General features: G+C 33.7%; 21 protein-coding genes, 1 tRNA gene, 1 pseudogene and 1 riboswitch. Of the genes and pseudogenes, 5 read left to right on the top strand and 18 right to left on the bottom strand.

From position 1 onward, the window contains the following. Positions 1 to 347: 347 nt before the first annotated feature. The 5 genes and pseudogenes from NCCP28_RS11470 to NCCP28_RS11450 form a co-directional block, all read right to left on the bottom strand. On the bottom strand, positions 348 to 1,508 hold the full coding sequence (locus tag NCCP28_RS11470; RefSeq protein WP_248561540.1) for a PIN-like domain-containing protein: 1,161 nt from the start codon (positions 1,506 to 1,508) through the stop codon (positions 348 to 350). Between the two features lie 230 nt (positions 1,509 to 1,738). Then, on the bottom strand, positions 1,739 to 2,083 hold the full coding sequence (locus NCCP28_RS11465; RefSeq protein WP_248561539.1) for a sigma-70 family RNA polymerase sigma factor: 345 nt from the start codon (positions 2,081 to 2,083) through the stop codon (positions 1,739 to 1,741). A gap of 6 nt (positions 2,084 to 2,089) precedes the next feature. Next, a complete protein-coding gene (locus NCCP28_RS11460; protein WP_248561538.1) occupies positions 2,090 to 2,269 on the bottom strand; it encodes a hypothetical protein in 180 nt (59 codons plus the stop codon). Positions 2,270 to 2,378: 109 nt separating this feature from the next. Next, on the bottom strand, positions 2,379 to 3,686 hold the full coding sequence (locus tag NCCP28_RS11455) for a PIN-like domain-containing protein (RefSeq protein WP_248561537.1): 1,308 nt from the start codon (positions 3,684 to 3,686) through the stop codon (positions 2,379 to 2,381). After that, positions 3,683 to 3,883, bottom strand: a pseudogene (locus NCCP28_RS11450) (XtrA/YqaO family protein). Before NCCP28_RS11450 ends, NCCP28_RS11455 begins: the two are co-directional and overlap by 4 nt. Before the next feature lie 144 nt (positions 3,884 to 4,027). Between NCCP28_RS11450 and NCCP28_RS11445 the strand changes: the two are divergent. After that, the gene (locus tag NCCP28_RS11445; protein ID WP_248561536.1) at positions 4,028 to 4,594 is read left to right on the top strand and encodes a hypothetical protein; all 567 of its coding nucleotides are present in this window, start codon (positions 4,028 to 4,030) and stop codon (positions 4,592 to 4,594) included. 375 nt (positions 4,595 to 4,969) lie between these two features. Here the strand turns inward: NCCP28_RS11445 and NCCP28_RS11440 are convergent, their stop codons facing one another. The 6 genes from NCCP28_RS11440 to NCCP28_RS11415 form a co-directional block, all read right to left on the bottom strand. Continuing rightward, positions 4,970 to 7,303 (bottom strand): zinc-ribbon domain-containing protein, encoded by a 2,334-nt coding sequence (locus NCCP28_RS11440; protein ID WP_248561535.1) that lies wholly within the window; start codon positions 7,301 to 7,303, stop codon positions 4,970 to 4,972. Positions 7,304 to 7,525: 222 nt separating this feature from the next. After that, positions 7,526 to 7,597: transfer RNA gene (locus tag NCCP28_RS11435), tRNA-Val, on the bottom strand. Between the two features lie 102 nt (positions 7,598 to 7,699). Beyond that, on the bottom strand, positions 7,700 to 7,999 hold the full coding sequence (locus NCCP28_RS11430) for a hypothetical protein (RefSeq protein ID WP_248561534.1): 300 nt from the start codon (positions 7,997 to 7,999) through the stop codon (positions 7,700 to 7,702). A gap of 443 nt (positions 8,000 to 8,442) precedes the next feature. Further along, a complete protein-coding gene (locus tag NCCP28_RS11425; protein ID WP_248561533.1) occupies positions 8,443 to 8,667 on the bottom strand; it encodes a hypothetical protein in 225 nt (74 codons plus the stop codon). A gap of 185 nt (positions 8,668 to 8,852) precedes the next feature. Beyond that, positions 8,853 to 9,128, bottom strand: a complete 276-nt coding sequence (locus tag NCCP28_RS11420; RefSeq protein ID WP_248561532.1) for a DUF3986 family protein — start codon at positions 9,126 to 9,128, stop codon at positions 8,853 to 8,855. Positions 9,129 to 9,299: 171 nt separating this feature from the next. After that, positions 9,300 to 9,476, bottom strand: coding sequence for a hypothetical protein (locus tag NCCP28_RS11415; RefSeq protein WP_248561531.1), 177 nt, complete (start codon positions 9,474 to 9,476; stop codon positions 9,300 to 9,302). 917 nt (positions 9,477 to 10,393) lie between these two features. Here NCCP28_RS11415 and NCCP28_RS11410 point away from each other — a divergent pair. Continuing rightward, the gene (locus NCCP28_RS11410) at positions 10,394 to 10,600 is read left to right on the top strand and encodes an aspartyl-phosphate phosphatase Spo0E family protein (protein WP_248561530.1); all 207 of its coding nucleotides are present in this window, start codon (positions 10,394 to 10,396) and stop codon (positions 10,598 to 10,600) included. After that, a riboswitch (cyclic di-GMP riboswitch) is annotated at positions 10,600 to 10,682 on the top strand. Its footprint overlaps the gene before it by 1 nt. Positions 10,683 to 11,019: 337 nt before the next feature. Here NCCP28_RS11410 and NCCP28_RS11405 read toward each other — a convergent pair. From NCCP28_RS11405 to NCCP28_RS11390, 4 genes are all read right to left on the bottom strand, one after another. After that, positions 11,020 to 11,985, bottom strand: a complete 966-nt coding sequence (locus tag NCCP28_RS11405; RefSeq protein ID WP_248561529.1) for a Gfo/Idh/MocA family protein — start codon at positions 11,983 to 11,985, stop codon at positions 11,020 to 11,022. Positions 11,986 to 12,493: 508 nt separating this feature from the next. After that, positions 12,494 to 12,700: a hypothetical protein gene (locus NCCP28_RS11400; RefSeq protein ID WP_248561528.1), complete on the bottom strand. Its 207-nt coding sequence runs from the start codon at positions 12,698 to 12,700 to the stop codon at positions 12,494 to 12,496. Between the two features lie 115 nt (positions 12,701 to 12,815). Further along, positions 12,816 to 15,056: an AAA domain-containing protein gene (locus tag NCCP28_RS11395; protein ID WP_248561527.1), complete on the bottom strand. Its 2,241-nt coding sequence runs from the start codon at positions 15,054 to 15,056 to the stop codon at positions 12,816 to 12,818. Positions 15,057 to 15,405: 349 nt separating this feature from the next. After that, a complete protein-coding gene (locus NCCP28_RS11390) occupies positions 15,406 to 15,936 on the bottom strand; it encodes an HD domain-containing protein (protein ID WP_248561526.1) in 531 nt (176 codons plus the stop codon). Between the two features lie 362 nt (positions 15,937 to 16,298). Between NCCP28_RS11390 and galU the strand changes: the two genes are divergently transcribed. Then, positions 16,299 to 17,171, top strand: a complete 873-nt coding sequence (gene galU / locus NCCP28_RS11385) for a UTP--glucose-1-phosphate uridylyltransferase GalU (protein WP_248561525.1) — start codon at positions 16,299 to 16,301, stop codon at positions 17,169 to 17,171. 144 nt (positions 17,172 to 17,315) lie between these two features. Beyond that, on the top strand, positions 17,316 to 18,653 hold the full coding sequence (locus NCCP28_RS11380; RefSeq protein WP_248561524.1) for a UDP-glucose dehydrogenase family protein: 1,338 nt from the start codon (positions 17,316 to 17,318) through the stop codon (positions 18,651 to 18,653). Between the two features lie 192 nt (positions 18,654 to 18,845). Here the strand turns inward: NCCP28_RS11380 and NCCP28_RS11375 are convergent, their stop codons facing one another. From NCCP28_RS11375 to NCCP28_RS11365, 3 genes are read right to left on the bottom strand one after another with little or no spacing between them, the layout of a single operon-like run. Next, on the bottom strand, positions 18,846 to 19,595 hold the full coding sequence (locus tag NCCP28_RS11375) for a HipA family kinase (RefSeq protein WP_248561523.1): 750 nt from the start codon (positions 19,593 to 19,595) through the stop codon (positions 18,846 to 18,848). Further along, the gene (locus NCCP28_RS11370) at positions 19,588 to 20,694 is read right to left on the bottom strand and encodes a glycosyltransferase family 4 protein (RefSeq protein ID WP_248561522.1); all 1,107 of its coding nucleotides are present in this window, start codon (positions 20,692 to 20,694) and stop codon (positions 19,588 to 19,590) included. The genes NCCP28_RS11375 and NCCP28_RS11370 overlap by 8 nt, the downstream gene beginning before the upstream one ends. A 6-nt stretch (positions 20,695 to 20,700) precedes the next feature. Then, a complete protein-coding gene (locus NCCP28_RS11365; protein WP_248561521.1) occupies positions 20,701 to 21,681 on the bottom strand; it encodes a hypothetical protein in 981 nt (326 codons plus the stop codon). Positions 21,682 to 22,150: 469 nt separating this feature from the next. Here NCCP28_RS11365 and NCCP28_RS11360 point away from each other — a divergent pair, with 469 nt between their 5' ends. Then, on the top strand, positions 22,151 to 22,693 hold the full coding sequence (locus NCCP28_RS11360; protein WP_248561520.1) for a CBO0543 family protein: 543 nt from the start codon (positions 22,151 to 22,153) through the stop codon (positions 22,691 to 22,693). The last annotated feature ends 65 nt before the right edge of the window (positions 22,694 to 22,758 follow it).

Below are 22,758 nucleotides of genomic sequence, written 5' to 3'. Positions count from 1 at the left end.
ATAGGAAGGTGCCTCTTTTACTTTGTTCAAGATAACCTTGAACCCTTTTTATCATATACTTCCCCATTATGGCTTAGCATGATGTTTATGCGGGGAAGGATTTGCACCTTACATGATATCAGGGCCGACTACGTTTATGCTCCCTCATATCTCGTTTACCGTGTCGTGCAGGCTTAAAAGGTCCCTGGCATAACTAGCTAGCGTCTACATTATTCCGCCACCGCAAACTAAAGAAATAAATTATATTTAAAAAAGCACCAAAATTAAGTGATATCTTTTTTACAACCAATTTGATACTAGCATAATAATATGAAAAATGAGGTTGAAAGTGCAAAGAAAATGCAGAATTAATTTATACCCAACCTATTAGAAATAATCATTCCTTTTATTATCAATAGTTCATTACACAAGTCTTCAAATTTATCATCACTAATACATAATTGTATTCCTTCGAACATTTTAGAAAAAACTTGTATTACCAATTCTTTAACGCCTTGTAAACCTTGTGTGTTAGATAGTGTCTCATATATCATTCTTGCTTCTGGATTATATTCATCAAGTTGTTCTTCCAAATTTATAATTAGACACATTGGATCATATCTCACGAGTGTTTCACTAATCAAAAGCTCATGCTTAGAGAGTTTTTTCTTTCGTTGATTTAGATACTTATAACTAGTTGATAAATCTTGTTTAACAAATTCACTTAATTTAGGATTAGATAGAGAAATAAATTCTTTCGGAGATACACGAACAAAATCTTTACCTCCTGATTCTTGATAAAACTCTTCGATTAATTCCCTTCTAGCCGAAATTGAATTTTCTTTATTATCTTGATAAACCCAGTCAGGTTTTTTATCGTTACTTATAAAAATTACATCATCTTTTATTTTTAATATATGAGCCCAAATTATATAGTCACCGGCATTATTTTCTTCTTTTTTACCATCTTTATAACCTGGAGGTGTTTTTCTCTCAAAACGTTTTTGGGCATCTCTTATTAAAGTATCTTCAGTTTCTATATCTTCTGGTTGGAATATAGATTTTTTTATAATCTTTTGTAATTCAGTCAAATACTTATCATAAACAAAAAGATTTTTTATTTCATCTCTTAATCTCACTAAACTATCCTTATATACTTTATATGCCTCATTATATTGAACTTGTAATTCTTCAGCTTTAATAAATAACGGATGATTTTCAAGCATAGGAACTCTTTCGTTCAATGATTTTTTGTCATTTTTTAATCCGCTAATAGTAGTCTCTAAATCATTAATCCTTTCTTTTAAGATACCCGGTCGATTGTTTGAGAATTCCTTAATCACCTGATAAGGTATTTTCAAGCGGTTTTCATCACTTAATTTATTTAATACTTTCAATACCTCATCAACAGTCACATTTCTCCATTGGTATGCAGATAAAAGAAAATTAGCATCTACAACCACTACCGCTTTGTTAATTAATTCATCAGCCTTTTTAGGCTGATGAAAATGAATATTCCAATTATCCATATTAAATCACCTATTATTTTATATTTTTCTAGTAATATATCATAAAAAGACAACAAAAGGTGAATTTCTCTAACCAAAATAGAAGGAAGCAACTTGTTAATTGCCTCCCCTGTCTTACTATTTTACACTGCCATTTTTTCTCCGTGCAAAAGTTTGGAAAAAGTCGTATTTGTGCCGATTTGCGCCTTTATGTCGGAACGAAGCTTGTCCACTGAATCTCTTGAGATGTCTCAATGAACTGCTATCTGTTGTCTTGTCATTCCACTTAACATGCAATCATATACAATTCTTAATATTTCCCTATCCAGAAAATCTCCAGCACTTTCAATCGCATACACCTTCCGCTGATATTCTTCTAATCTTGCAATTTGCTTTTGCTCTCTAATATCCATATCCCTTAATTCAGCTTGGCTTTTCCCAGAACTCCCATGAGGTAATGTAGCTTCTATACCATATTGAGCAACTCCCCATGATCTCATAGGCATTGGTTGTCCATAAATAATCCTTTGTAGGCGTTCTACTTCCCTTTTCATCATACGATAATCTCTAATTAATTCTGTTACATTTATTTCCATATGGAGTTACCCCCTTTGTCTAATTGCCCCATTATGTCTTTGATATCTAGGTTTTCTTGTTCCCATCAAATACTCTAAATCTCTTGTAGAAAAGGTTTCTTTCTTCTTCTGTTTTTTTGTCTCAGGTGAATTAATCTCATGCTGCTTTTTCCATTGTTTTAGTTGATCTTTAAATACTGGATTCATTAACATCACCTCTTTTGGATAAATAAAAAGAGGACACCAAACTAAACGGTATCAACCGCTTGTTCAGTGTCCTCCAGATGGCTGGTAGAACTTGCAACATTAATTATTTTTAAATTATTACATTTTTGATTCGTTGTAGTAAGTAGTTAAATCGTTCAGAATAACTACCTAATCTAAATCTGACTTGATCAATAACAAGAGTATCAAATTGATTCTTATCCAAATAATTAAGAAGATCTAATAATTTAAATTGTAATTGATTTAATTCCCATTCTATACTTTGCATTTCTTTAGATAGATTCTCATCACTTTCAACCATAAGCATTTGACTACTTATTTTATCAAGTTGCTCTTTTACTTTATTATATAATTCACCTATTTCTATTTTTAAATAAGTTCCTCCACTCTCCGAATCAATTCTACGAACTCGTCTATGACGTTGAATAATCTTTTTATAATCCTCATCATTTGGAGCAGTTTTACTATGATTCAATACCATAAACTTCCTTTTATTCTCTTCGGGGTTTTTAGTTTCAACCAAATCTAATTTGATTTCTGTACTTGTTTCTTTAAGGAAAGTATTGATGTCCATTAACATTAAATCTGCATCCGCTTCTCTTAACATTTCCTTTTTTAATTCTGCTCGAGCTCCAATTTTCTTTCCTTTAATTTCATACCACCAATCTGGTTTTACATCTCCTGTTATAAAAACCACTGTTTTTTTATTAGCATCTTTCGCCTTGTTTATTATTTGTTTCCACGCAATCAAATCACCATATTTATTTTCAAATTTTAAATTATTGAATTTCGTTATGTCTTTTTTGGTTCGATCTTTATATCCTGGCGGAATTTCCTCTTCATACCTAAGTTCACCTTCTTTACAAATAGAATCAATCTCAGTTTGTGAAAAAGGACCTCCTACCTTCCCCTCAAATAATTCCGCTAATACTGATATCTTATCATCATTTTTATTAATTAAATTATCCAGCTCAACTACTTGTTCTTGATTAAAGCTATTTTTTACTTTATTAATTTCTTCATTAAACTGGTTTAATATTTTTTTCCTTACCTCTGTTCCATCTATACTTTTAATTGGATACGTGTCCAATAATGTTTTTATTGCTTTTAGATATTTTTCAGTTTCATTATTAATATTATTAACTATGGTATCTTTTTTTGTCTCCATTTCCACCATTATCTCACGTCTGTGCAAATGAAATTCTAAGCCAACTTGATATGGAATCCATATATTATTTTTTACTTTTTCCAACGCACTTAAAAATGTATTTCGTGTAGATTCAGAGAATCTATAAATATTTAACATAATATTAGTGTCAAATACAATTAATACCGAATCATCTAAATTATTAAAATCTACTTTTTCATTATTAAAAAACTCTCGAAATACAGACTTCAAAAATCTTCCCCCTCATCAAACTTAACCCGTTTCACCTTCCCTTGATGAGTGATAATCTTTGTCTCTCCATGTTCCGGTAACTGAGTTAACTTCGCCTTTCCATTACAAACCACAATGGCAAAGGTTCCTTTTTATTCCATTATATCAATTTCTAGTCGCATTGTACTAGGATTAATTGTTAAATCTTTCAAACGCATTTAGGATTCCTCCTAATTTAATATAATAATTCTTTTTTAATTTCTAGTTGATAGATAAAATCTTATTTATTTCTCCAACAATGAAACTTTTAACCTATTACTTCGTACTTAATGTATAAAAATAACTAAAAGTGAGGTTAATAAATGAAAAATATCTCTACTCTTCTTAGCATTATTTCTATCCTTTCAATCTTTTTTGGATCTTTAGTCACTTATGATACTTATATGTCAAAATCAAACGTGGCTTATCAATTTCTAACAGACGAACAAAAACGAAAAAGTAATATTTACAGCGTATTCATGTTTTCCTTGTTAATTGGAATTATATTTGGATTTTTTTGGTTAGCCTTTAATCATTTTATATTAAGACATAAAATTGATAGTGAACTGCTCGGTTTCTCCGTAAGTGCAGGTTGTACTGTATTTATTTTTTCTTTAATTTCTTCAGGAAAAATTGCCAAAATAATATTTAACTTCCGCAAATACCATATAAAATATAAATTTCAATTGCCTAATGAAAATGACTATCTTTATATTTATGGTATGATGAACGAAACTACTTGTATTTGCTGTAAAGTTCCTGACGCTAATTTAGATAAAGATAATATCCAAACATATCTGGTCAAAGTTGATGATCTTGGTAAAACGCCAATAACTAAGGAAAAAGTTTTAAACCCCCAAAGTAATATTTTGATAAAAATCTTCTTATAAAAAATATTTATCATAAATAATTCATCGTCCTCATACTTTTTATAGATAAATGAGTAGAGATGATTTATATGGCATTTAAGCAAAAAAAGATGATTCAATACTTGTTAAAACAAATAACGAATACAGTTTTTTTGATTTTTGTGAACAAAATGATCTAGAACTTGAAGTAACTTACAAGGTTGGAGCTGTCCTCGAAAAAATAGAAGGTTGTATCAACGGTTATTTCCCTGAGCTATCAATGTTCGCTATAAAAGATACACAAGGGTTCGACTACATAATCCCCATCAAAAATGTTGAATTTATGAAAATCATTGGTAAATTATAAGCCCCTCCAAAATCAAGGGCTTTGTTTTATTTTATAGAATGGACTTTACCTTATTTATTTTTACAAGATGGACAAATATATTTTCTTTTTGTAACACTATCAATTCGATTTTCCCAGGCATGTTGACAATCAGAACATCTCCAAAATCTTCTTTTTCCAGAACCAACAAGAGCATCTAATGGCGTATCTTTATTTTTTTTAAAATCCCAATACTTTGAAACGTCAGGTCTTGCATTTTGAAGTAGCTTTTCAGAGCCTTGTTTTTTGCCAGAACAATAGGGACAACCATTTTTATTTGGACCAATTCGATTGAGAATAGTACTTTCCCATATATGTTCAGGATTTTTTTTACACTTCCAAAAATATTTTTTATGGCTTCCCATTTTTAAAAGCTCTAAATCTATATTTTTATTTTTCACAAAGTCCCATTCTTGAAACACATCCGCGTGCTGACGTAATAATTTTTTGTTTTTAAGCCCTAAATTAATTTTGCTACACTCTAGACATGTAACTATAGTTTCAAGAGACTGTATCCAACGATGATTTTTTTCACATTTCCAATGTAATTTAAGGGAAGAATAGCTTCCTATATCACTAGGCTCATAAACATTTTCCTCAAAATCCCAATATTGCATTAACTTTTGATTCTTAGAAATTGGATTTTTTATAGTGGTGTTTGAATAACATCTTGGGCAATCTTTAAATCTTTTCGTTCTCCGATTAATTTGTTTATACCATTCATGCCCTTCTTTACATTTCCACCAGGCACTTTCTTTACTTCCGCATAATAACGCACCAACATCAAGATTACCATTTTTTCCCGCATGCCACTCATTAAAAAATATTGGATAATCTGTTAATAACTTATCTGGATTTCCATCACAGGGGATTGTAGGCCTAATATTTTTAATTTCGCAATTAGGACATTTATAAGATTTTCTTCTTTCAATATAATCGATTCGTTCTTGCCATATATGATTACATTTTTTACATCTCCAACATACATTCGATTCAGATTTTGCAGTGAATTCATAGGGAGTCTTTTTATTTTTTTTAAAGTCCCAATATTGAAATATCCAGGGGCGTTTAGTGCCTAATGAATTTTCTATACTAACTTTTCGACCGATACAGTAAGGACATCCTTCATGTTTACTTGCTAACCTTACCCTTATTCCGCTTTTAAAAGAATGTCCCTTAGAACATTTCCACCAGGCTTCTTTAGGAGAACTAGGAACAACTTGAGAAGGATATATTTTATCATCATCGTTTTTATTAAAATCCCAAAATGCAAGCATTTCTGGATTTAAACTTTCTAACGAATTCGTTTCATTTACATAGAGATTTCGGCAATAAGGACATCCATAACCCATTTTTGTTCGAGTATATATACTAGACTCCCATTCATGCTTGCATTTACCCAACCACCAAACTTTTTCTTTTGATCCAAAAGGAAAGTATTCGGGCTTTAAATTTCCATTTTTTATAGGATGCCATTGTGCTGCAATTTCTGGTGCTTTTTGTAATACGTTATTTTTTGCTCTAACTCGGTGGTACATCTCTAAAATCTGAACTCGATCTTTAGTTACATCGATTTCAAATGAATAATTTATATTTAAAAGAGTCATCAATTTTTTTATCATTTCAGTTCTATTTTGATCATTTATTCTTCTACCTTCTTCAATGATCAGTTCGTCCTTATAATTTTCAGTTAAAGAAGGCAATTCTCCTTCACGTACGTTAATAATTCTAATTCCTGCACTTTGAAAAGACATTCGTTTTTTTAAATCTTTATCAAATTTATCCTTATGAGTTCTCGAACCATCGTATTCTATAGCAATATTTGAATCTTCTATATAAATATCTGCCTCAAATAATTCTCCATTGATTTGTAATTTTTTTCGGTTTTTGACATCAGGATATACTTTTTGAAGATAATAAAAGATGCATTGCTCAGAAAAAGAAGTATTCGTTCTCTTAAAACAGTCAGGACATCCAACGCCACGTTTAGTACGAGGGTTTATAATAGCTTCCCATTCATGTCCATACTTACATAGCCACCAAACCTTCTTACTAGAACCATTAGCAACATTATTAGGTGTCAAATCTCCATTTTTTTCATAATTCCACTCAGCTGCAATATGTGGTGAAAGAGTAGCTAAGGAATTTCCTTCGTATACTTTCAAATTAGAACAATATGGACAACCACTATTATTGTTAATTCGATTAGGGCATGTAGATTCATATGATGGATGACCTTCTTTACAAATCCACCAAACTTTCTTACGAGAACCCACCGTAAGAGTTTCAAGTAAATTTTTTTCATTTTTATTGTAATCATATTCATTTAATAATTCAGGATGATATTCTTTGAACAATTTTCTCATATATATCTCCTTGATCGTTATATAGTACTTGTCCCTGTAAAAGTTTATTAGTTTTTTCTGGTTGATAATGCTTGATAAAATAAGACTAATTGAAATAAATCAAACTTTATTCCAAAACTACAATTAAAATGGTCAGTCATTTGGTCAGTTGCCAAATATTTTTCAAAATAAAAGGGTTCCTCGAATATCGAGAAACCCTTTTATATCAACGTTTTGCGGTAATGACCTGTGAGGGACTTGAACCCACGACCCCTTCCCTGTCAAGGAAGTGCTCTCCCACTGAGCTAACAAGTCGGAATATGTATAGTTCAAGTTTAAATCATCTGTTCTTTTTTGTCAAGGAATCGTTTTCATCCCATCTAAAGGAACTTAATACTGCGTAACTTTAGAATCCTGTTATTTTGTAATTTTTGCATAGATAATAAGATTAAGAACAGACAATAGCAAAGTAATTAAAAACAAATAGGAGATTAAAGCATCCCCACCTGGATATATGCCATCGCCTAAGTATCCCGTAATTATTACATTTATTCCTGATACTACAACTGCTAGAGCAGAAAACATCCCAACCATTATGCCATTAAAAAGTTTTTTATGTTTTAATGGACTTATCATTAACATTAAAATAACTAGCAAACTCAAAATAAATATAAATAAGATTAGTCTTATAAAAAAGTAAATTTCCATTCCTTCCAATGTTTACACCTTCTTTGCTTAATAAATATTTATACTAATTCACCAAACTTCCCCTTCTATCCAACTTCATTAAAGAACATTTTATCACAACCTCTAGATTTATTTTAACATAAAATTACAATTTGAATTAACAATCCCTTTCACATACAAGTTCTCACATCTACAAGAGTTAGCATCAATATGCAGATTATAATGTGATTAGGACTGCCAATTGAACAGCTATTTCATATGCTTCTTCACAAAAACTGAACTTTTCACCCGTATAAATATAAATATGCCTTTTCCCCGCTTCTGCAAAATATAATAAAAAACAGCAGCTGCCCTGCTAATGAATTTAGTGCATCTCGCTGTTAGTATTTCTTTAGCCACATTATTTTGCATCATCACTGCAAGCCTTCTGAAATTCCCATTTTCCTTCTATCCTTATTATTATTTTTGGTTCTTCAATAACTATCTTTTAATGATTTTTTATATACATACAAGTAATCTTCTGCTGTCAACAATCGATAGGCAGAACCATCATCTTTCACAGCTTTTAAATTTTTATAATCTACGCCCGCAAACGGCAATAAATCTTCTCCAAATGAAAAACCAATTGCAAACTTATGCTCCCTAAATTTATCAATAAATGCTCTAATTTCTTCATTGTTGCTTTTAGCATCTCCCAATCATTGACTATAAACATTAGCGGAACAAGAATATCTATATCCTGAGGAAAAAAATCTATGCCTATTATTACCGTATAAAACGGGAGTTACTTTTAAATTCCTAGCTATATTAATTAATTCTTTATAAAGATAGTCACTGCTCAACAACTATACTCCCATTGCATCATCACCATATTAATGTTGACTTATTCAATGATTCCAGCCGCTTTCAGCCAATCTGCAAATTGATTGCAACCCGTTTTATAAGATAAATCTTCTTGTTGTATAGCGAAAATTTCATATTCATGGTATGGATGGAATTTGCAGGAAGATAATATTTTTCTATTAAACTCATATTTTTGATCCTTTGGCCAAAATACTATCCACTTATCTTCATCAAGAACCTTATATGCGACCGCTTCTAAATCATATCCATTTTCATAATAGCCTATGTGTAAATGTTGATTTGAATCAAAGCGCATAATTTTTCGCTTCTTTAAATCCTGTATTCATTTGTACCAGCTCTCTTTAGATAATACTAACATCTATTTATTATTTACATATTACTGTACAACATCATCATTCATATAATATATATCCATAAACCGCTTACATTTGCCTTTTCAGCTATTTATCAAAAGGGATTCCTGCAACTATAGATAATAGCTCCTAATAATAAGCTCACCTTTTTTGCCTATTCTTCGTACATCTTCATCTATAAATCCACACTTTGTATATAATCTTTGTGCTGCTTCCTTTTTAAGGTTACGTGCTAATACAATTTTATTGATTTTACTAAAATTTTCTTTTATAAAAGCAGGCAATTGCACTAATAATTTTTTCCCATATCCCTCGCCTTGATAACAGAAATATTTGGAAAATACTCTTAATAAAATCGAATGATTGTTTTTGAATATGGTTTTACCCCTTCATTTTTATGTAAAACAAAAAAAGTTACAAGTTTATCATTTTTCATTGCTAAAATGGAATAACGGTCTAAATCTTCTTTTGCTAGTTTTATACAGTCTATCGGCTCTCCAGTATAGCGAAGTTGTTCTACTGTTAATTGGTAATTTTTGATTGTATTTTGAATAGTTCATTACAAAAATAAAGCTGCATTTTACACTCTCCTCCCCGAAAAGAATATTTGTTCCCACTTTAACGATTTTGGAGCTGTTTTTTAATAAGATCAGTACCTTTTGCTATCAGTGTTTTTGAATTCCAGTTGGAGAATAGACCTTTTCAGCTGATCAAAATGATTAAATCAATATTCTTTACTTTTTCCTGCACTTCTTTAGCAATTCATTTAAAAATCGTTTACAAACATATCCATTATCTGTAAAATCAGATTAAAGGAGCTGATTTTTATGGAGTTAGTTGTTGGTTTATTAAGATTTGCTGGGGACATAATTGCTGCTTTTGCCATGTCTGCATGGAGCAATTACCAAGAAAAAATCAGTAAAAATTAATCACTTCTTTTATGGGACTGCTTAAATATGAGCAGTCTTTTTTATCTATCCATTTCTGTGTATATTAGCTACGCCCTCTAGTATTCCTTTTCTAAACTGTGACATAAACTTTTCAATTTATTTTATGTATTTCTAATGGGCCACTTGCATGAGATGCCTGCTTTTTGCTTCTTTTTTTAGTAAAATAAAAAAAATCCTTATAAAATTTAAGGATTTTTTAAGATTATTTGGTATAATTACTTTTACTTATATTTTTTCCAAAAGATAGGAGTGTTGAAATGCTTGAGACCTATAAAGAAAAAGACTATTCTCTAAATCAGCTAGAAAATCAGATTCAACGGTTGCGCAAAGAATTGATTCATGTTGGTATGGAAAAAGGCTTTAATAACTCAACCACTCTTCAAATCAGTCAACAACTGGATTATTTTATTTTTCAGTATCAGCAATTTAAAAGCTCAAAATTCCATTACACTATTAATTTATAGTTTTTTATTGGCAAACTTTATGAAAATAAAGGACGCAAAGCCACGGGCCTAACGCATTTGCTATGGCCGCCGGGTTGCAAAACTTTTTCTCCTTTTTTCCTGCTAGATATGAAAATTCCCTCACCTTACTCATCACTTAGATACACCTCAAAATCTCTAAGCAGCATCTATCTCTTTCCTCTTATTCTTAAACAAAAATTCCAAATTCGCCATCTAATTCTTGAATAGGGAAATATTTTGCATTTTTTCCCTTTTCGCACTATTTTAGCGTTTCAAAAAAGCGCCTCTGCCAAATAAAAAGGCAAAGGCGGCAAAGGGGAATACATTTTAGTTATAGCCTGTTTTACAGCTGGATAAACACATTAATTGCTGGTTTTAAATTTTTTTTGATAAGACCAATGTTATTTTTATTAAACCTCTCAGTTTGCAATAAATACGGGCTTCCCACTTGCCGCTGATTGATTTGCAGCAAATGTAACTTGGTGGGTTTGAGCGGCGTCTTGATAGCTTGAGAGTATGTTCGATGAGTCTCCTGTTTTGACTGCGTGCAGGAATATACTATTTTCTGTTATGTATGGATTAAGCTGTTCTTTGTATTCTCTTGTTTGATTTGCTTTTATTTCCCGTATTCTGTCATTATGGAGTTCAATTATTCCTTGATCTGTATATAGTTCAAGACCAGCTTTATTGGATGCTGGAAGAATGCATGTATTGGAGATGGTGGCGATTGCGCCTGATTTCAGTTTCATAGTCACGCTTCCTACATCAGAAACGGATGTTCCTTCTACTTTGTTTTGCATGATTTGGCTGCTGTATGCCGCATATACTTCTTGTACATCGCCACATAAAAAACGGAGAAGGTCAACAATATGAGTGGTTTGTTCGAGAAATTGCCCTCCTGATTGATGGACATCTCTCCACCACGGCACCATTGGCATATCTCCCATCCAATAACCGAGTGCCATTCCCACTTTATGTTCACGAAGCAAAGATGCTGCTTTTGCGGTTATATCTTTATAGCGCCAGTGATAGCCAACAGAAGTGATTAACCCCTTCTCTCCTACTTTCCTTGCCATTTCAAAGGGTTCTTTTTGTATGCCGAGTGGTTTTTCCACAAAAAAAGGAATGCTTCTTTCGATTAATGCATATTCGATATCTCCATGGGCCATTGGCGGAACACAAATATATACAGCATCTAATCGCTGTTTATCCAACATTTCCTCTACCTTTGTATATCCAATAGCATTAGACCAATTTTTTGCTTCCTTTTCCGCTTTTTCTATGCTCGTCCCACAAAACGCTGTCACTTCTATTCCTTCTAAATCTGCCAAAATACGAGCATGCATTTTCGCAAATCCTCCTGTTCCAATTATACCAATTTTCATAAAATGCTCTCCTTTTTATATTTTATTGTTTTGAAGCATTTATCTAAAATCAGAACAAAAAAGATCAAATATCAGCCGCCGATCACCTGGCATTCCTATCTGATTAATAGTTAATTCTACAAATAGAAACCCTTCTCCTTCTTTGTACAAAAACGCCTTTTATTAATCTGTATCATGCATGTGAAGCAAGTGGAAAAAAGAATATATTCCTTTCTATCTAGCAGCAATATATACATGCTATTTCATTCTCCGCTCTCTTTTTCGCCAATTTTCTTCAAGATAACTTGTTTTTCGCTGTCAAAAGAGATAATATTTCATATTTTGTCACATTGTGCGATTTCTCAGGAAATAACAATGATTTTCTTATCCGCTTATTTCCCCCGATTGATCCTATTGCCAGTCTTTAATTCGCCTAGCAACCCATTTTAGATGCGAAAACCCTCGAGAGATGAAATGGCTCCTTTTATAAAACAAAAAAAAAGCATTTCTGCTTTCTTTTTTATCATTCTTATAGCTCTATATACAAACGGTGCACGCTATCGATAAACTGTGTATCATATACGTAAAAATCATTTTCTTCTAGTTTTTCCAGCAATGCTTGTTGAGTTGCTTCTGAAGTGGTTGTGATAAATCCTTCTTGTTTGTGCTTTTCGAGCTGCTCTTGAACTTCTGTCTCTGATTGCAATACTTCTGTTAATACATCTTTTAGTGTCATGCTGTTTCCTCCTAAACGTTACTCTCCACTATAATAGCATGATTTTCTGAAAATTTGCGGAAATTTTTTAGCTTCTAGCAAAAAATCATCTCGTGTTTTAGTGAGAAGTTCCTTATTATTTCTCCGGCAATTGTTTCAGCAAATACTCAGCCAAAGAAATAGACTTTACTCTGGCAGCAATAGATGGCGGCTTGTTTCTTTTGACACCTTCTAATGGATGTCCCAACCAAACGATTTTTTCATCAATAATAATCATTGGATAGGTGGGGTCCTCTATGTTTATAAATCGATAGTCTTTTGATGAAGACGTTTCTCCATAAACCGTTACATGGACTTGTTTTTTTCGTTCATTAAGCATATTAATCCATTCGGCAGAAAGCTGAGTTCCTTTTGTCAGAACAAACACAATCGAACTTTTTGCTCTTTTGATATCTGCTTGAATGGCATCTAATTTTTTGCCATGGGACCAGTGCAAGTAGACAAAAGGATGTTTAATCCATTCACCAATTTGTTTTGGCAAAATAACCGTATGGCCTTCTTCTTGATGGTCTATTAGTTTGCGGATCGTTTTTTGCCTGCTGATATTTTTTTTTGCATAATCTCGATTCGCTACATGGATAAATTTCCCTTTCGTTCTTGTGATGGCAACATTGATTAACCGCTCGCTTTCTTTTCCGACTAAAAGCATGCCAGGCCTTTCTATCGGGAATCCCTCGACATTGTCAAATATAACCATATCTTTTTCACTTCCTTGAAAACGATGTACGGTTGCAATGGCGAGGACACCTTTTGCAGCTTGTTCTGGCACTAATTCTTCGGCAAATGTGCTCATTAATTCCGCTTGAGCTCGGTAAGGAGTAACATAGCCAATGCTTGTCATGCCATTTTTGATTCCTTCGTACATAAGCTGAAAGGACAACAATAGCTGCATCACATTAATTTTTGATTTGCTGCCTTTTTCATAGGTCGTATAGTCTCCAAATCCGCTTGTATCAAGCAAAATATTGGCCTCATCTACAAAAGGAGCTTTGCCAGCAATTTTTTGTCTTTTTTTTGCAACAGATGGGTGGTCGCCGACCAATGAATGGTAAATATATTGATTGGTAAAAGAGGATATGCTTGGATGCATTCGTCTCTGTTCATTCAAAAGGAGCAAATGTGGGTGAAGTTTGCCCTCTGTTACTTTTTCTGCAACACGAGAAGCAGAAAAAATATCATCCTTTAGCCATTTATTAATAAGATCTGTTCGTCCAGCAGCAATGGGGGGAAGCTGTTTAAAATCTCCGCAAATAATTGTCCGTTTAGCAAGACTTGCGGCAAATGCTGCTTGAGGAACATAGCACATGCTTGCTTCATCCACAATTACAAGATCGAAATTATCTTCATAAATCGTCGCATCTGTTGCCGCTTTCGCTAATGTTGTGCCAATAATCATCGCTTTTTTGACAAATTGTATTTCCCTCTTGCGGATTTTTTCCAATACTTGCGCCAATTTTTCTTCTAGTTTTAATAGCTCGGAAGAATCACGCATGCTAAACGATTTCGCTAAATCTTGTTTTAAAAGGCGCTTTTCTTCTGTCAGCTCACTTTTTTGCCGCGCTAAATTTTGGTCTTTTTCTACCAGCAGACTTGTTGTGGTGATTTTATCATCTGCGAAAATCCCGTCCGTTGTGTTGGATCCATATCGTAAAATATCACCCATTTTAAAGCGGCCTTTTTTGGTCGCCGTTTCAGTAATTTCTTTTAGGAGCACATCCACCGCTTGATTGCTTTGAGAGAGGATTAAGACACGTTTCCCCTTCCAGTACCGCTGTAAAGCAACTCTGGCTAATGTATACGTTTTTCCTGTTCCTGGGGGACCCCACACGTATGTGACAGGATTGTATTTGCACCGAAGCGCTAGTTCATGAACATGATTTTTTATGTTTTCAACAGGATGACGCGGCTCTGTTTCTGGATTTATTAATTGCTGAATTCTTGTTCGTTTTCGCTTGCTTTCCTTTATGCCATCAAATCTTGCCATCAACTGTTCTAGAAGTTCCCACGGATCATAAAACAAATAGGCGCCGCTCACAGTTTCTCCTATTGTTTTTTCCAATACAACAAGCAAACTTTTGCCATCTGAGGAAAGAATTCTACCGTCGATTTTGGCGCTTCCCCACTCAATGACAACATTGGACCCAATTGGAATCTTTGTAAAGCTGCTTGTTTCAAAATAATACGTATAGTTTTCTTCCGTATAAAGCATTTTGCCATTATATAAAGCTATTTTTGTGTTGGAATAGCGTTTTAAATGAGTGATTTCTTCTTGCAGCGCTTGCTGCCATTCTTTTATATACGTGCTAGATTTTATCATTTCTTTAACCTTCTGCTGTTTGGATTATCTTTTTGAAACATTTTTTTATTATAGCATTTTTTTGATTTCAGGTCTTATAGATAAAAAGGGATTTCTAAAAGAGTGTTGTTTGTCGGATAATTTCAATGAATAAATCCATTGCTAACACAGACTGATTGGAGTAAAAGGTGGCGAATTCCTGGAAGATTAGCAGGACAGGCGAGACGCCCCGAAGAGTCTCACCGTCCGCCCCATGGAAAGCGATCATTATAGAACGGAAATTAGCCCACTCCTTTAAAAGCAACAAAGTTTACATAAACAGCCTAGATAAAAAGGGATTGTCTATAATTCAACTAGACAATCCCTTTTCTTAATTTGCTTTTTGCTGATTAAGCACATATGCATCGATTTTTTCGTCTAAACGCTCGAGACTTTTTAAGGCTCTTGCTTTTGTGATGGTGCGGTAATGATGGTGGCCGCCTGGTTCTTCATCCTTTTCATCGGCTAATTTCACAATTTTTTGCAGAGGAGTTAAAGCAACGCTTCCTCCCGGGATAAAACTATCTGTATGAAAAAGCACTGCCAAAGCAATTTCTTTTGCTTTAATAGGATTTTCCCCTAAACGGATTAATAGTTTATGAGCTCTCTCTGCTCCTTTAATTGGGTGAATATCATTTTGCTTATACAATTTATAATCCCATTTTCCATCTTTATACCAAGTATAGTGCCCCATATCATGGAGAAAACCGGCTTTTGCGGCCACATCCACATCAAGTTTCTGCTCTTTCGCCATTTCAAATGCGTGGTAACTGACAGCCAGAGCATGGGCTAGTCCTGAACGGGTAATATACTTTTGAGCAATATGATGGTTAAAAATATCCGTTAATTTAACATCTCTCATCTCCCAACCACTCCTTATATATTTATAAAAAAACACCCTAAATAAAGGTGTTATTAATGACAACCATTCATTTTTAGAAAATGACTTACCTATCTCGATCCTATGAAAAACTATTTTTCCCATTATACAATAAAAATTGGCAGATGTAATAAAAAGAGTCTGCATTTTTGTAAAATTCCCTTTCTTTTATTATATAAACAAAAAACATAGTTGTTCCAAAAAATCTTATTCCTTTTATTATTCTCCTGCTATCTTTTATAGTTTCTGTTAAATAATTACAACATCTAGGCTTCTATAGTGTCCAAGCAGGGCCTTTTAACATATAAAGATTAATAAGAGGATGGAAAGGTGGATAATTTTTTATGAAAATTAGAAAAGCAATTATACCAGCAGCGGGGCTTGGCACACGTTTTTTGCCTGCCACAAAAGCTTTGCCGAAAGAGATGCTGCCAATTATCGATAAACCGACTATTCAATATATTGTTGAAGAAGCAGTCGCCTCTGGAATTGAAGAAATATTAATTGTCACAGGAAGAGGCAAAACTGTAATTGAAGACCATTTTGATAAATCCTATGAATTGGAAGATACTTTATCCAAACGAAATCATTTTGAGCAGTTGCTAGAAATAAAGCAGATTTCTAGTATGGCCTCCATTTGCTATGTTCGCCAAAAAGATCCTCTTGGTTTAGGAGACGCTGTTTTGTGCGGAAAAAGCTTTATTGGTGATGAACCTTTTGCTGTTTTGCTTGGTGATGATGTTGTTCTTTCCAAAACACCGTTATTGCAGCAGCTTATAAATGTTACAACTAACTATCATGCACCTGTTTTAGCCATTTCAGAAGTTAATGAATGTGATGTAGACAAATATGGCATTATCCAACCCTTTTTGCCGCCAATAAAGGAAAAAATCTATAAAATGGAAGACATCGTCGAAAAACCTCCTCTAAATCGTGCCCCCTCTCGTTATGCCGTAATGGGCAGATATATTTTGCCTTCCACTATTTTCACTATACTAGAAAATTTCAAACCAGAAAGCGGAAAAGAATTGCAGCTGACAGATGCGATTGCACAGCTGAATAAGCAAACCCCTGTATTGGCGCTGGATTTTGAAGGAACTCGTTATGATATTGGAGATAAACTTGGCTTTATTAAAGCAACCATTGATTTTGCTTTGTTAAGAGAAGATATGAAAAAAGAAATTCTCGCTTTCTGGGAAAAAAAATTGAAATCATGATGAAAACAAAAAACACTCGGAGGAGAATTTTCTTTTCTTCATGCCAGTTTTTATAAAATGCCGCTATATTAAAACGGCTAAAAAAAAGAAAATGATTTCTTTATAATAATCAAGAAATTCAACTAAAAGGAAGAGGAGTTTATAATGAAAATTTCTGTAATCGGCACTGGGTATGTTGGATTATCTACAGGTGTTTGTCTAGCTGAAATCGGCCATACTGTAACATGCATTGATATTGATCAAAAAAAAATCCAGCATTTGCAAAAAGGCATTCCCCCATTTTATGAGCCTGGAATGGAAGAAATGATTATTCATAATTTAACTGAAAAAAGACTATTTTTTTCATCTTCCCACAGAGATGGTGTAGCAGGAGCAGATATTGCCATCATTGCTGTTGGCACTCCCCAAAAAGAAGATGGATCTTGCAACCTCGCATTTTTAGAAGAAGCTGCAATCAATATTGCCCCTTTTTTAGAAAAAAACTCCATTATTGTCATAAAAAGCACCGTTCCGATCGGCACAAACGAAACCATTCAAAAGCTGATTGAATCTCGCTTTCAAAAGAAGCTGCAAATTGTTTCTAATCCTGAATTTCTGCGGCAGGGATCCGCTATTTTTGATACACTGCATCCAGATAGAATTGTGATTGGTTCTGAAAGTAAAGATGCGTCTGAAAAAATTGCCGCAATGTATCTTCCTCTAAACGCCCCCATTCTTACCACAAGCATTCGCAGTGCAGAAATGATCAAGTATGCTTCTAATGCTTTTTTAGCAACTAAAATCAGCTATATCAATTATATTTCCAATTTATGCGAACAAGTTGGTGCAGATGTAGAAGCTGTCGCAAAAGGAATGGGAACAGACAAAAGAATCAGTCCTGCTTTTCTGCAAGCTGGCATTGGCTATGGCGGTTCTTGCTTCCCAAAAGATGTAAAGGCATTATTAGCTATTTCGGAGGAAAACGGCGTAAATTCAGGTCTTTTGCAAGAAGCTGCAGCAATAAATGAACACCAGCAAACCATTCTTATCAATAAAGCTTTACAGCGGTTTCAAACTCTTAAAGGAAAAAGATTTGCTTTATTAGGACTTTCCTTTAAGCCAGAAACAGATGATATGCGAGAAGCACCTTCTATTCCAATGGCAAAACAGCTGGCCGAATTGGGCGCAAACGTTATCGCCTATGATCCAAAAGCTATCCACAATGCAAAAAAAATACTGGGAAGCACTATACAATACACAGATTCTATCGATGATGCAGTCTTGCAAGCAGATGCTATTTTTATTGTAACGGAGTGGAATGAGATTAAAAATATGGATATTGGCACTCTATTAAAAACCACCAGATCTCCCATCGTTTTTGATGGACGAAACTGTTTTGATGAAAAAAGGCTTAAATCTTGCGACTCCATTGAATACTATTCTATCGGAAGGCCTGTTTTATTGATTAACCAGCCTAAAAACCAGCAATCTAGCTTATTCTAGTTAAGAAAAAAAGGAAAAGTTATCCTGTTGGTGCAGTTTTGTTATTTTTGCGGCAGTTTTCCAATATCTTGCTGCGTTTTTTTTAAAATAGCTATTTGTCGACAAAAATCGATAACCTCAACTTTAAAAAGCTGCAAACAATGACTTAACATTGCTTGCAGCTTTTTTTCCTATCTAAAGATTATTCCTTTTTTATTGCTGATCACTGATTTTTATAAAATGATCGATAATCTGCGGCAGTTTTTCTCTTCGTTTTATTAAGGTTTCTACAATTGCTTTTTTTTCTTCCTCTGTGACATGCCATTCTTCTGGAATACACGCTACTATTTCTTTTAGCAAATGAATCGGCATTGCTTGAATGGTTTGAAGAGATTCTTTATACATGCATTTATCTGGGACAAAAGAATGGATAAGCTGATGTGTGGCGCTTTTTATGATGCCAGCAGGAAGCTTGCTTAAGTCATCTTTTTGCCAATTATACGAGTTAAATATTTCTGCATGATCCATGATGATAACACGATAATTGCCGCCATCTTTTTGAAATAAAATATTTTTTCTTGTGCGATCTCTATTATACAGCCAATAATCAAAGGCAATAATGCCTGCTAAGCAAGAAGCATTTGATACTGCTTTAATAGTCCCTACTTCATGTCCATTTTGACATGCTGGCACATACATGGAGGCAAATTGATATTTGGAAGGTATGTCTTTTATATCTGGATAATTTTGAAAAAAATCTTCAGGCATTTCCACAATTTGAGCAAAAGGAATCGGCAGACCAAGAAATCGGCCAATACAATAGCCAATCCATTCATTTGCCAATGATTTTTCAAAGCCTGGCCTAATATCTTTTACGACATAATCATTGCCGTCACTGCATGTTAGCAGAAGAGATTGGGATTTACCATCTAATTTGCGTTTCATATAACTTGGTTTAATCATTCCTATCTCCCTCCTGCTTTTTTATGTCCAAGCTTTTTAGCAGCTCTACATACTGATCTGCCACCTGTTGAATAGAAAAGTTTTTTTGCACATGTTCTATAGAATTACTAGACATTTTTTGCTGTTTTTTCTCGTCATCTAATATTTGATAGATGCTTTTTACTGCCTCTTCCACTTTTTGGTCTGCAAACAATACACCTGTTTGATCATTTTTCACTAATTCATTCATAGGCATAATATCGGCGGCGACAACTGGAACACCGCAGCTCATGGATTCAATAAAGGTATTGCCGAATGATTCACATTTAGTTGTAGCAAGTGTGCACCCTCCGGAAATCCTTATTTTGGCATACACATGGGGCATTTGCTGATATGGGATAACAGGAAACCATTTGATAATATCTGCAAGGTTTTCAGTTTCTCTTTTTTTGGCAAATTCTTCTCGTTGAACACTTTGTGCTCCGCCAATCAGCCATATTTCGATATCATCTCGCTCTTTTTTTATCTTTTTGGCAATTTCTATTAACATTGGCCAGTTTTTCCGTTTATCAACACGACCAATCCAGCCAATAATTTTTTTGCCATGAGGCTGTATAGGAATCTTTTCCATATCTATTTCTTCTTGCGTAAGGGGACGAAAGAAAGTAGTATCAAGACCATTATAAATAACTTGGATTGGGATATTATCTGAAAGGATGGATACAAGCCTTTTTTGGTAGTAGGATGGAACAATAATAGTTTCTGGATGAACGCCTCTGAAATTCGCTAAATGAGGAGTAAGCTTTAGAAGTTCAGGAGTTCTTGCTTCTACAATAACAGGCCCCTTAAATTTTGCTTTGCGAATCCATTTAAATGCATCTTTTGTATCGACAACAATAATGGCATCATAGCGATTCTTTTTTATAATAGCTATAATTTCCTCTGTGTCTTTTGTCAAATAAATGGTAGACACATCTTGCATAATATGTGCACCGCCGTGATCTGTTGTATATAAAAATTCTGTTTCTATTCCATGCTTTTTAAAATAGACGGCTCGATTTCTCCAGCCAGCATTCACGCCGCCAACAGTAAGAAGCCGCCAAATAACTAGTATTTTCATAGATATTCAATCCTTGCTGGTTCTAGAATGATAAATTTGCTGCAAGTCTTTTAGAATGCCTGCGATATTTTTTTGGTATTTATCATCTATATGTTTTTTCATTTTTTTAGGAGCATTCAGCAATTTTTCTATCAATTTTTCTGCATTTCCTTGAAAAGACTGCTCTTTATTTGCCCAATAATTGTCCATCAATTCCATTACTTCATCTGGGTTATACCCTAATACAAGCATAGCTTTCACCCATTCTTCTTTAAATACTTTATGCACAATATTTTCTAATTCAGGCGAATAATTTTTTTGTGTTTTCAATAAAATTTTTGTTTTCTTTTTTGTTTTCACTGTATTTGTTGGACTTTGCATTAACTCTTGCAATATTTCCCTTGATTGTTGTTCCATGTCTATAAAGTATTTCCATTCTTCATATAATGCTGGGGCTGATGCTTGCACATGCGCTAAAAAAATTTCTTTGTTTTCTTTTCCTAAGGAAGTTAATAGTTTGCGAGGATATGGATAAACACGATCACGCCAAACGGTTCTTGCAACATCAATCACTTTCAGACTACCGTCTGGCTGAAGGAATATTTGTCTTTTATGATGATCAATTCTTTCAAAACCAATCTCTTTAAAAACAATAAGCATGTCTATTAATTTATTAGAAAGCTCTGGAGTTAGAGGCTGTGATTGAAGAAATTCCCGTACATCAACCCCTTTTATAATTTCCATCGAGATATAATTTGGCCCTTTTTCGTAAACCTTTGGAAACAGATCAGTATGTTGTCCAAGCGATAGGGCAAAATATTCCCTTTGACAATCTTCTTCATTGCCAAATACTTTCATACATTCTTCTTCCGATAATTGAAAGACTGCTCCTTGTCTCCCCTTTCCCATCATTTTTAGTGTTGTATTATTTTCTACCTGTACATCCTCATTGTCTATATTTTGAACATGTATATCTTTTATTAAACTATCAAGTGTTTCTCGATCCAATTTTATGCTCCCTCTTTCCTCTGCTAGATATTTTAAAAGCTATCTCTGCTTTCCAGCTGCATTTTAAAGCAGCCTTCCTCTTATTTTTCCTGCTTGTCTAACTCTAAAGAATTTAGCCTTCTATATGATAATCATTTATGGGAAGTTTTGTAACGGCACATACCCTATGGAAAAAAATAGTGAAAAAGATTTTTCCAGTCCATTTAATAAATCGTTTTTCTGGAAACATTTTTATCACCCCTTAATAGGCTTTTTCCCCCTATCTAAGGAATGATAAAAGAATGGGAGGAATCTAGGCGGGCAGAAACCTGGCTGTAAAAACTTGATCTGTCCGACTAACAAACAGTGGGAATGGAGAAAATCTTCACTGTTTGAAGTTTCACTTTATTTGAGCTTTCAAGGAATAGTTTTTCTAAAATTCGGCAATAAAGATGTATAGAAAAAGAGTTAAAAATGAGGTGCCTTTCAGTTGAAGACAAACGCGTTCGAAGATTTTTATAAAAAAACAATAGAGCTTAATCATGATATTTACCGAGGATGGCTCCATCACTCTTTATATACATGGCATTGGTGGATAGGCATTGCCCTGATTGTCATTCCATTGCTGTTATGGCTGAAATTTAGGAATAAAAAAAGCCAAGATCGTTTATTATTTGCCGGGGTAGTCGTAGCAATTATTTCGGCTTCATTAGATTATGTAGGGACATTTTTTGGCAAATGGAGATATGATTATGAAGTATATCCAGCTGTTTCCAATTACATTCCATTCAGTTTTTTTGCTTTGCCTATTGCCGTTATGTTTCTGCTGCAGATTAAACCAAAAATGAACCCTTTTTTAAAAGCACTTATTTTTGCTGTTTTTTCCATCATCGCTCTGCCAATTGTTAAATGGATCGGCATCTATGAACCTGTCAAATGGAATTATCTGTATTCCTTTATCATTCAGTATTTTATTTATTTAATTGCCCATTATATAAGCAGAAAAACCAAATTCCAGCCTTTGGATGAGTAGCAGAAAATCAAATAGACCCCATCTAGCGAAACCTTTCCTAGATAGGGTTTATTTATTTTTAGACA

It is taken from the genome of Niallia sp. NCCP-28 (assembly GCF_023168165.1).
Taxonomy (GTDB): Bacteria; Bacillota; Bacilli; order Bacillales; family Cytobacillaceae; genus Niallia.
Note: the sequence above shows the minus strand (reverse complement) of the source record. Positions and strands in the feature narration are given on the sequence as shown.